The organism is Micromonospora globispora (assembly GCF_003857015.1).
Taxonomy (GTDB): Bacteria; Actinomycetota; Actinomycetes; order Mycobacteriales; family Micromonosporaceae; genus Micromonospora; species Micromonospora globispora.
On record NZ_QGGF01000624.1, the window covers coordinates 1 to 8,003 of the forward strand.

Below are 8,003 nucleotides of genomic sequence, written 5' to 3' on the forward strand. Positions count from 1 at the left end.
CCCCGACCTGCCGGGCCCGCCCGACCGACCGGGCGACGACCGGCACGAAGATCGCCACCATCAGCAGGCCCGCCATTCCGAGGCCGGCGATCAGCGGTCGGGGCGGCAGCACCGCCAGCAGGGCGCCGCCGATCAGGTACCCCACCATCGAGCCGCCCTGCACCGCCGCCCCGTTGACCGCGTACGCCCGGGCGCGCACCGCCTCCGGCACCCGCCGGGCGGTCAGCACGTTGGCGAAGACGTTGTCGCCGCCGTTCGCCGCCCCGCCGACCAGCCAGAGCGGCACGAGAAACCCGGCGGACGGGACGAACGCGGCGAGGACCACCATGAGTGCGCAGCCGCCGAGCGTGGCAAGCACCCCGTACACGAGACCGCCGTCCTCGCTGAGCCGGCCGGCCAGTCGGGCGGCGAGCCAGCTTCCCGGCAGCATCCCGGCCATCCAGGCCGCACCCACCAGGCCGTACACGGCGGCTGACGCGTCCAGGGTCTCCCGGATGAAGAAGACCTCGATGACGTTGATCCCGCCGATCGCGGTGATCACCGCCGCGGTGGTGACCACCATGGCGAGCATCAGCGGATCCCGCCGCAGGCGCCAGACCGGTACGGGTGCGGCCTGCGTGTCGGAAGCGGCGACGGTACGCCGGCCGCCTCGGCGGGTGCGCAGCAGCAGCCCGGCGGCGACCAGGGCGAGGTAGCTCGCGGCGTTGAGCAGCAGCGGGACCCGCGTGCCGAACTGTCCGACGAGGAGCCCTGCGAGCACCGGTCCGCCGAGCGCCCCGACCGAGACGGCGGTCTGGTGCACGGCGCTGGCCCGGGGCAGGTCGTCCCGTCGCACCATCGCCGGGAGCAGCGCCGCCAGGCAGGGCTGGGTCACGGCGAGGCCGCAGGCGAGCAGCCCGACGAGGGCCACGATCGCGAGCGGATGAGCGACGTACGCGAGCAGCAGGCACAGTCCGGACTGTGCCGCGCCGACGGTGACCAGCAGCGTGCGGCTGTCCATCCGGTCGGCGAGACGGCCGGTGAGCGGCGCGAGCACCACCAGGGGGAGGGTGGCCGCGAGCAGCAGGCCGGAGACGGCCAGCCCGCCGGCACCGGACGCCTGGAGGGCCAGTGCCAGGGCGGTGGCGGCGAGGAACTCGCCGCAGATGGTGGTGCCACGGGCGGTGGCGGCCAGCCAGACGTCCGGCCAGCGCGACGGGCCAGTTGTGAAAGACATACTTCGAAAATAATGCTTCACAACTGATCGTTCAACCCCCTCGCGCTAGGCCAGCGGCAGCGCCCTGTACTGCACCGCGACCGACCGGGCACGCTCCGGCGCGTGGGCCACCCGGTTCCGCTGCCGGTACGGCACGAACAGCGCCATCACCTTCGCGTTCAGCTCGGCCAGCTCCTCGGCCGTGAGCAGCAGCAGGGTGTCGCTGAACAGCGCGGCCTCGTACCACTCGGCGGGCTCGTCCCCGGCGCGCCGCAACCAGTCCCGAACCCGCTCCATGTCCCGTGCCGAGTGCGCCTCCACCAGGGCCCGCTCGGCCGCTCGCGCCTCCGGCCCGGCGGCCTGGCCGGCGTCGACCATCCAGCTCGGCCCGAAGCTGCGCCAGACCCGCTCCCGGGCGTCGCCCCGGCTCGGCGCCTGCTCAACCAGGCCGAACTTCGCCAGCGCACGCAGGTGATAGCTGGTCGCGCTCGGCGACAGCCCGGCGATCTCGGCGCACTCGGTGGCGGTCGCGCCACCCTCCCGGGTGCTCAGGAACTCCATGATCGCGATGCGGGCCGGATGCGCCAGGGCCCGCATCACCTGCGGGTCGCTGATCGTCAACCGCCGCTGCTCGGGCGCCTCGGTCATGCACCCATGATCCCGCGACCGGCCGCCGCCGCGCTCCCGGCGTCACGAGCCGAAAATTGCGTGGCCCGCCAGGGCGAGGAGGCGTAACGTGGAGCGCCGCGCGTACCGCCGCGCCTCTTTTCTGTCACCGGGCACAGCCGGCACCGCGTCTGACGGAGACGCCGGGCGGCCCAGGTCAACCGATCACACGAACGCACCGGAAGGTCGCCTCGGATGACCCTTGCCGCCGAACCCGATCGCGCCAGCCTGCCCGACCCCGTACAACCCGACGCTTCGCCCGAGGGCGACCTCGACGCCCAACTCGCCGCCGAACGCGCCCACCTGGACACCTCCCGCGCCGCCCTGCGCCGGATGCGGGAACGCGCCGAGGCCCTCTTCGCCACCGGTGACAAGGTCGCCGGGGACGCGTACACCGCCGAACAACTCGGCCGTCACATGGCCCGTCGGGTCAAGGAGCTCGCGGACGACCCCACCACGCCGCTCTTCTTCGGCCGGCTCGACTTCGGCGACGCGGACGCCGACCACGCCGGGCGGGAGTACCACGTCGGGCGGCGACACGTCACCGACGAGGCGGGCGAGCCGCTGGTGCTGGACTGGCGGGCCCCGATCTCCCGCTCGTTCTACCGGGCCAGCGCGCGCGATCCGCAGGGCGTGGCCGTGCGCCGGCGGTTCGGCTTCAGCAGCGGCGTCCTGACCAGCTTCGAGGACGAGCACCTGGACCGGGGCGAGGAACTCGGCACCGCCAGCCGGATCCTCACCGCCGAGATCGAGCGCCCCCGCGTCGGACCGATGCGGGACATCGTCGCCACCATCCAGCCGGAGCAGGACGAGCTGGTCCGGGCCGACCTGACCGACTCGATCTGCGTACAGGGGGCACCGGGCACCGGTAAGACGGCGGTCGGCCTGCACCGCGCCGCATACCTGCTCTACCTGCACCGGGAACGGCTACGCCGCTCGGGGGTGCTGATCGTCGGGCCGAACCGCGCGTTCCTGTCGTACATCGCGGCGGTGCTGCCGGCACTCGGCGAGGTCGAGGTCGAGCAGGCGACCGTGGAGGACCTGGTCGTCCGGGTGCCGGTACGGGCGGTCGACGACCCGGCCGTGGCGACCCTCAAGCACGACGTACGGATGGCCGAGGTGCTGCGCCGGGCAGCCGAGGCGCACATCGGCACGCCGACCGAGCCGATCATGGTGTCGGACGGCTCGTTCCGTTGGCGGATCGGCCTCGACCCGCTGCACCGGGTGGTCGACGAGACCCGCCGGGAGGGGCTGCCGTACGCGACCGGCCGGGAACGGGTCCGGGCCCGGGTGGTGGGGCTGCTGCAACGCCAGTCGGAGGCGCGCCGGGCCGAGTCGCCGAGCGACGGCTGGCTGCGCCGGATGGGCAAGGCCAAGCCGGTGACCGCGTTCCTCGACGCGGTGTGGCCGGCGCTCACCCCGGAAGGGCTGGTGCACCGGCTGCTCACCGACCCCGACACGCTCGCCGCGGCGGCCGACGGGCTGCTCACCGCCGAGGAGCAGGAGCTGCTGCGGCCGGCAAAGCCCGGACGGACCCCCAAGGCGATGAAGTGGACCGCCGCCGACGCGGTGCTGATCGACGAGGCGGCCGGGCTGATCGAGCGACCGGCCGGCTTCGGGCACGTGGTGGTCGACGAGGCCCAGGACCTCTCCCCGATGCAGTGCCGGGCCATCGCCCGGCGCAGCGAGCACGGCTCGATCACCCTCCTCGGCGACCTGGCCCAGGGCACCGCCCCGTGGGCCGCCACCGACTGGCGGGAATCCCTGGCCCACCTGGGCAAGCCGGACGCCGCCGTGGTGCCGCTGAGCGTCGGCTTCCGGGTACCGGCGGCGGTGGTCGCGTTCGCGAACCGGCTGCTGCCGGCGCTCGCGGTCGACGTACCCCCGGCCCGGTCGCTGCGCCGCGACGGCGCGCTGGACGTGCGTACGGCGGACGACCTGGCCGCGGCGACGGTGGCCGAGGTGCGGGCGGCGCTCGCCCACGACGGCTCGGTGGGCGTGATCGCCGCCGACGACGCGGTGGACGGCCTCCGGGCGGCGCTGGCCGCGGCCGGGATCGAGACCGGGACCGCCGACGACGTCGACAGCGCGGCGCGGGTCACCGTGGTACCCGCGACGCTGGTCAAGGGCCTGGAGTACGACCACGTCGTGGTCGTCGAACCGGCCGCGATCGTCGCCGCCGAGCCGCGCGGCCTGCACCGCCTCTACGTGGTGCTGACCCGGGCGGTCTCCCGGCTCGCCGTGCTGCACACCGCGCCGCTGCCGGCCCCGCTCGGCTGACCCCGGCTCAACGCCAGCTCAGCCGGGCCACCCGCCCCTGCTCGCCAGAGGCCCAGCAGGCGCCCGTCGGGGTGCACTCCACCGAGTCGAAGCTGCCGGTGTCGAACCGCTGCCAGGTCCGGCCGCCGTCGCGGCTGAGGTCGCTGCCGGTCGGACCGACCGCGATGGCGGTCATGCCGTGCGCCCACGCCGAGCCGGAGCGGTACTCGCCGGGCTGCTCGTCGGCGACCGTCCAGGTACGCCCACCGTCGCCGGTCCGGGCGGCGCCGTCCGGGGCGCTGGTGGGGGTGTTGTAGTCGCCGCCCAGCGCGATGCCGTGCTGCGGATCGCGGAACGCCAGTGAGTAGATGCTGGCGGACGGCCCGCTCGGCACCGGGGTGTCGGTGACCTGCCAGGTCAGCCCCCGGTCCTCGGTGCCGAACACCCGGGCGGTCGCGCCGCCGCCGGTGGCGAACCAGGCGCGGTCCGGGCCGTGGTCGGCGGTGACCAGGCAGGTGCCGCTCGCGGCGAACGCGAACTCGCCCGGCAGCGCGGCCGGCATGCCGTCGCTGGGCAGCACCGACCAGGAGCGCCCGCCGTCGGCGGTGGAGATCAGCCGGAACCGTCCGTCCACCGGATCGGAGAGGGCCAGCCCGTGCCGGTCGTCGAAGAAGGCCAGGCAGTCGTAGAAGGCTGTGTCGTCGTCGTTGCGGAAGGTCTCGGCCCAGCTCCGGCCGCCGTCGTCGGTGCGGTAGACGCGCGACTCACCGCCCGGCCCGATCGACAGGATCACCGCGCGGTGGTCGTCGAACGCCTCGATGTCCCGGAACTGCAGCGGTACGTCGGTGCTCGGACCGACCTGCTCCCACGTCCCTCCACCGTCGACGGTCCGCAGCACGGTGGAACCGCTGCCGCTGGCCCACGCGACCCGACCGTCGATCGGGGACAGTCCGCGCAGCCGGGCGGTCACCCCGGTCTCGGTGAGCTGCCAGGTGGGGTCCGGGTGCCAGGCGGCACCCGACCCGGTGGCGAGGACGGCGGCGGCCAGGACAAGAGAGGTGAGCGCACGCATCCGCATGCGCCGGAACCTACCGGAGATCGGTGAGGGCCGATACCACCGACGGGCTGCGGGTTGTCCCGGCGGCGGATCGAGAGACGCCGCCCTTTTGTCCGATTCCGGCCCGCCGGGTCCCCGGTTTTCGCCCGCCGGGTCCCGGGGCGGTGCCACGATGCCGACAGGGCGTGCCGCCGGGCCGCCACCTGCCGAGAGGGGTCAACGTGAGCACCGTCGAGCCGGGCACGCCCTGCTGGACCGACCTGGCCACTCCCGGACTGGAGCAGGCGAAGCGGTTCTACCCGCGGCTGTTCGGCTGGACCGGTCAAGTCTCCCCGCAGCCCGAGGCGGGCGGCTACACCGTCTTCCTCAAGGACGGCCGCCCGGTCGCCGGAGCCGGTCCGCCGGCCACGCCGGACCAGGTGCCGATCTGGTCGACGTACGTGGCGACCGACGACGCCGACCTCGTGGCCACCCGGGTGGAGGCGGCCGGGGGGCAGGTGGTGGTGGCCCCGTTCGACGTCTTCGACCAGGGACGGATGGCGGTGCTCTCCGACCCGGCCGGCGCGGTGTTCAGCGTCTGGCAGCCGATGGCGATGCGCGGGGCGGAGCTGTTCAACGTCCCCGGCGCGTTGAGCTGGAACGAGCTGGTCACCCCCGATCCCGAGGCGGCGAAGGACTTCTACGCGCTGGTCTTCGGCTGGCACGCTGAGGAGCAGCTGGCGGACCCCGTCCCGTACACCGGTTGGCGGTGCGGCGCCCGGATCGTGGCGGGCATGACGCCGCCGCTGGAGGAACTGCCGGCCGACCTGCCGGCGTACTGGTCGGTGTGGTTCGGGGTGGCGGACGCCGACGCCACCTCGGCGCTCGCCGCCAGGTTGGGCGGCACGGTCCTCGTCCCGCCGCGCGACACCCCACAGGGCCGGCTGGCGGCCCTCCGGGACCCGCAGGGCGCCCTCTTCTCCATCCAGGCGCTCTCCTCGACCGGGACGGCGGTCAGCGGGGACGGACGGGGACGACCAGGGGGCCGCGGTCACCGGGAATGACCCGGACGTGCGCCCGGTAGTGCCTCGCCAGCAGCTCCTCGGTGAGCACCGCGGGGGGTGGGCCAGCCGCGGCGACCCGCCCGTCGGCGAGCAGGACCAGCCGGTCGGCGTACTCGCCGGCGATGGAGAGGTCGTGCATGGTGGCCAGGACGGTCAGGCCGTGCTCCCGGCGGAGCTGGTCGACCAGCTCCAGCACCTCCTGCTGGTGACCGATGTCCAGCGCGCTGGTCGGCTCGTCCAGCAGCAGCAGGGTGGCGCCCTGGGCCAGCGCCCGGGCCAGGAAGACCCGCTGCCGCTCCCCGCCGGAGAGGGTGGCCAGTTCCCGGTGCCCGAAGGCGGTGAGGTCCAGCCGCTCCAGCACGCCGTGCACGGCGGCCAGGTCGGCGGCCGACTCCCGGCCCAGCGCGGGGATGTACGGGGTGCGGCCGAGCAGCACGTAGTCGAACACCGACATGCCGGCCGGTACCACCGGGGACTGGGCGACGGTGGCCACCACCCGGGCCCGGTCCCGACGGCGCAGCGCCTGGATCGGCGTACCGAAGAGGGAGACCGCACCCGGCGCGGGGAGCAGGCCGCCGACGGCGCGCAGCAGGGTCGACTTGCCGGCGCCGTTCGGGCCGATCACGGTCACCCACTCACCGGCGGCGACGCTCAGGTCGACCCCCGACAGGATCACCGACCCGCCCAGGCGGACCCGCAGGTCCCGGACCTCGACCGCCGGGGCGCTCACGTGAACACCCGGCGGGCGGTGCGCAGGACCAGGACGAAGAACGGGCCGCCGAGCAGCGCGGTGACCACCCCGATCGGGATCTCCGCCGGGGCGGCGGCGGTGCGGGCGACCACGTCGGTCAGCGCCAGGAACGCGCCGCCGAAGAGCAGGGAGAGCGGCAGGATCACCCGGTAGCTGGAGCCGGCCAGCAGCCGTACGGTATGCGGCACGATGATCCCCACGAAGCCGATCAGGCCGGACGCGGAGACGGCGGCGGCGGTGCCCAGCGAGGCGGCGGCGACCAGCAGGTAACGGGAGCGCTGCGGGTGCAGGCCGAGGCTGGTCGCCTCGTCGTCGCCGACGGAGAGGACGTCGAGTTCCCGCCGGTGCAGCAGCACCACCACGGCGGTGACCACGAAGTACGGCAGGACCAGCCGGACGTCCTGCCAGCCGGCGGTGGCGAGCCGGCCGAGCAGCCAGGAGTAGACCTGCTGGATGCTGTCGGAGTGGCGTTGGAGCAGGTACGTCTGCCCGGCGGCGAGGAACGCCGACACCGCCACCCCGGCCAGGATCAGCGTCGCCGGGGAGCGGTCCCGGCCACCGGCCGCGCCGAGCAGGTACGTCATGCCGACCGCCCCGAGCGAGCCGACGAACGCGGCCAGCGGGATGGTGACCGGCATCCCGGTCAGCGCCCCGCCCGCCCCGGCGCCGAGCGCGATCACCGCGGTCACCGCGAGCCCGGCACCGGCCGCCACGCCCAGCAGGTACGGGTCGGCCAGCGGGTTGCGGAAGACGCCCTGGTAGCAGCCGCCGGCCAGGGCGAGCAGCCCGCCGACGAGCAGGCCGAGCACCACCCGGGGCAGCCGCAGCTCGGTGACGATGGCGATCTCGCGCTCGGTGAGGCCGCTGTCCAGGTGCACGCCGGGCAGCAGGTTGAGCAGTTCGGCGGCGACGCTGCCGGGCGGCAGGCTGACCGGCCCGAGCGAAACCCCGGCGACGAGGGCGACGAGTACCGCCGCGACGCCGGCGGCCAGCCAGCGTTTGCGCAGGCCCGCCGGCCGGACCGTCGCACCC

General features: G+C 74.7%; 7 protein-coding genes. 2 read left to right on the forward strand and 5 right to left on the reverse strand.

Annotated elements, in window-relative coordinates:
• Positions 1-1,216 (reverse strand): MFS transporter (locus DKL51_RS30945; RefSeq protein ID WP_124813048.1); only part of this gene is annotated, 1,216 nt, incomplete at its 3' end.
• A 45-nt stretch (positions 1,217-1,261) separates the two neighbouring features.
• Positions 1,262-1,843: an ArsR/SmtB family transcription factor gene (locus DKL51_RS30950; protein WP_109948043.1), complete on the reverse strand. Its 582-nt coding sequence runs from the start codon at positions 1,841-1,843 to the stop codon at positions 1,262-1,264.
• 213 nt (positions 1,844-2,056) lie between these two features.
• Here DKL51_RS30950 and DKL51_RS30955 point away from each other — a divergent pair, with 213 nt between their 5' ends.
• The gene (locus DKL51_RS30955; protein ID WP_109948044.1) at positions 2,057-4,141 is read left to right on the forward strand and encodes a HelD family protein; all 2,085 of its coding nucleotides are present in this window, start codon (positions 2,057-2,059) and stop codon (positions 4,139-4,141) included.
• Positions 4,142-4,148: 7 nt separating this feature from the next.
• On the opposite strand, the gene DKL51_RS30960 is transcribed toward DKL51_RS30955, so the two are convergent.
• The gene (locus DKL51_RS30960; protein ID WP_109948045.1) at positions 4,149-5,198 is read right to left on the reverse strand and encodes a WD40/YVTN/BNR-like repeat-containing protein; all 1,050 of its coding nucleotides are present in this window, start codon (positions 5,196-5,198) and stop codon (positions 4,149-4,151) included.
• 200 nt (positions 5,199-5,398) lie between these two features.
• Between DKL51_RS30960 and DKL51_RS30965 the strand changes: the two genes are divergently transcribed.
• Complete coding sequence (locus tag DKL51_RS30965) at positions 5,399-6,220, forward strand: VOC family protein (protein WP_109948047.1); 822 nt, start codon at positions 5,399-5,401, stop codon at positions 6,218-6,220.
• Here DKL51_RS30965 and DKL51_RS30970 read toward each other — a convergent pair.
• On the reverse strand, positions 6,171-6,950 hold the full coding sequence (locus DKL51_RS30970; RefSeq protein WP_109948046.1) for an ABC transporter ATP-binding protein: 780 nt from the start codon (positions 6,948-6,950) through the stop codon (positions 6,171-6,173). The genes DKL51_RS30965 and DKL51_RS30970 overlap by 50 nt on opposite strands.
• A partial coding sequence (locus tag DKL51_RS30975) for a FecCD family ABC transporter permease (RefSeq protein ID WP_438819684.1) occupies positions 6,947-8,003 on the reverse strand: 1,057 nt, incomplete at its 5' end. The genes DKL51_RS30970 and DKL51_RS30975, both read right to left, overlap by 4 nt.

Bases quoted from the DNA above. Each gene is read 5' to 3' on its own strand.
- DKL51_RS30960 (WP_109948045.1), bottom strand. From the start codon at position 5,198: ATGCGGATGCGTGCGCTCACCTCTCTTGTCCTGGCCGCCGCCGTCCTC.
- DKL51_RS30955 (WP_109948044.1), top strand. From the start codon at position 2,057: ATGACCCTTGCCGCCGAACCCGATCGCGCCAGCCTGCCCGACCCCGTA.
- DKL51_RS30950 (WP_109948043.1), bottom strand. From the start codon at position 1,843: ATGACCGAGGCGCCCGAGCAGCGGCGGTTGACGATCAGCGACCCGCAG.